This is a genomic window from Plesiomonas sp. (assembly GCF_051650925.1).
Taxonomy (GTDB): Bacteria; Pseudomonadota; Gammaproteobacteria; order Enterobacterales; family CAMTGL01; genus Plesiomonas.
The window spans coordinates 1-1,741 of record NZ_JBOFRH010000119.1 but is presented as its reverse complement, the minus strand read 5'-3'; the positions used below and the strand labels follow the sequence as shown (position 1 = coordinate 1,741).

Annotated in this window: 3 protein-coding genes; 1 reads left to right on the top strand and 2 read right to left on the bottom strand. The window is 48.6% G+C overall.

Annotation, left to right across the window (positions count from 1 at the left end; genetic code table 11):
* A partial coding sequence (locus tag ACRC27_RS02690) for a CPXCG motif-containing cysteine-rich protein (RefSeq protein WP_438639132.1) occupies positions 1-230 on the top strand: 230 nt, incomplete at its 5' end.
* A 105-nt stretch (positions 231-335) separates the two neighbouring features.
* On the opposite strand, the gene ACRC27_RS02685 is transcribed toward ACRC27_RS02690, so the two are convergent.
* Complete coding sequence (locus ACRC27_RS02685) at positions 336-983, bottom strand: hypothetical protein (protein ID WP_438639131.1); 648 nt, start codon at positions 981-983, stop codon at positions 336-338.
* Positions 980-1,627: a riboflavin synthase subunit alpha gene (locus tag ACRC27_RS02680; RefSeq protein ID WP_302981100.1), complete on the bottom strand. Its 648-nt coding sequence runs from the start codon at positions 1,625-1,627 to the stop codon at positions 980-982. The genes ACRC27_RS02685 and ACRC27_RS02680 overlap by 4 nt, the downstream gene beginning before the upstream one ends.
* Positions 1,628-1,741 lie beyond the last annotated feature (114 nt).

The following is a 1,741-nucleotide window of genomic DNA, read 5'->3' as shown; positions in this document are numbered from 1 at the left end:
GATGTTGCCGTAACAAGGAGTTGGTTATGCGTCAATACAGTGAAAAAGTGATTGAATGTCCACACTGTGGTCATCATATGCGGGTTGCGCTGGATTTCAGCAACGGTAATCAGAGTTTTTACGATGACTGCCCTGCCTGCTGTAATGCGGTACACCTGAACATTGAAGTGGATGAGCTACATGGCAGCGTTAAACTCTTTGTTGACGCCGATGATGAGCAAATTTTCTGATTCTAACCAAGAATTCATTCAGCGCCGTACACCGACAGCTGACATGAGCGATTGAAATTGAATGAGAAAGACTGAATTGCAAATAAGGGCCTTATGGCCCTTATTTTATTGATAACGCTGAAAGTGAAAGCGTTCTTGCCGCTCAATATGCAAAGGCTGCACATCCAAACGCTGAGTAAAGGCCGGCGAATTCACCACCAGCGTATGAAACTCACCGTGCTCGCCACAGGGATCTACATTAGCCGGTAATTCAGCCAATAAAGATGCATCAAAGCGACGGCCACAAAACTCACCGTTTAGCTGCGTGGTATCCACGCTTATCAGGTAAGTCTCAATCCCGCGCTGGATAATCTCCTGCGCTAACAAAGAAGTTGGCTCCCCCATCAAGGGGAATAAAGTCTGCCAACCTTGTGGCTCTAAGTAACTACGGCGAAATTCAGCAATCCCATCCAAAAACAGATCGCCAAACGCCAACGTATCAAACGGTAAGCCACTTTGCTGTAACCCTTGCACCACGGTTTGTTTATAGACTTCATTGCTCGGCCAATGCGGTAACGCAATAGTGCATAGCGGTAATTGCAAACGCTGCGCCTGTTGTTGCACGATGCGAATTGGCGTGCCCTGAATCGGAACTTCATCACCACTGTGAGTGGTAAACAGCCCCACCACTTCGACATCAGGCATTTCTTGCAATCGAAGCAAGGTCAGCATGGAGTCTTTACCAGAGCTCCAGCTTAGCAATACCCGTTTCACTGACCGCTCTCCATATGAGTTACGGCAGCATGTTGTTTCATCTGCTCGGCCATCACGCGCTCGACGGTATCCACTACCGCTTGGGTTTGCGGGTCAATTTCTAGATTAACGCGGTCACCCAAGCGACGTTGTCCTAAGGTGGTTCTGGCCAAGGTTTCTGGGATCAAGTTGACACAAAACCGTGAACGGGTAGTTTCACCAATGGTCAAACTGATCCCATCAATGCCGATGTACCCTTTGGTCAGGATATATTTCATCAGTTCTTGTGGTGCGCGAAACCAAATCTGACGATTCGTTTCCGAAGTCAAAATCTTCACCACTTCCGCGGTGGCCATTACGTGCCCCGACATCGCGTGCCCGCCAATTTCATCGCCAAATCGTGCGGCACGCTCAATATTGACCCAGTCACCGACCTTTAACGCCCCCAGATTGGTGATACGCAAGGTTTCCTTCATGAGGTCTACAGTAATATGTGCGCCGTCAATGTGGGTGACAGTCAGGCATACGCCATTATGCGCAACCGATGCGCCTAACGTCAGTCCGGATGACAACTCTACAGGCAATGCCACTTCCATCGTTCTTAACTGATCTTTTTCTTCAATCGCGATGATTTGCGCTTTGCCCTGCACTATTCCGGTAAACATGTTCCTACTCCTGACTGATAGCTCGGTAAATGCTGCTCGCAGTGTGCCTGATTTCTTGGCATTGGCCAAATATCGCCGTTATGACAGTAGCAGGATTTTGCCTATGCAAATCGT

What these genes read in the sequence shown, in the direction of transcription:
- ACRC27_RS02680 (WP_302981100.1), bottom strand. Translation starts at nt 1,627, where the DNA reads ATGTTTACCGGAATAGTGCAGGGCAAAGCGCAAATCATCGCGATTGAA.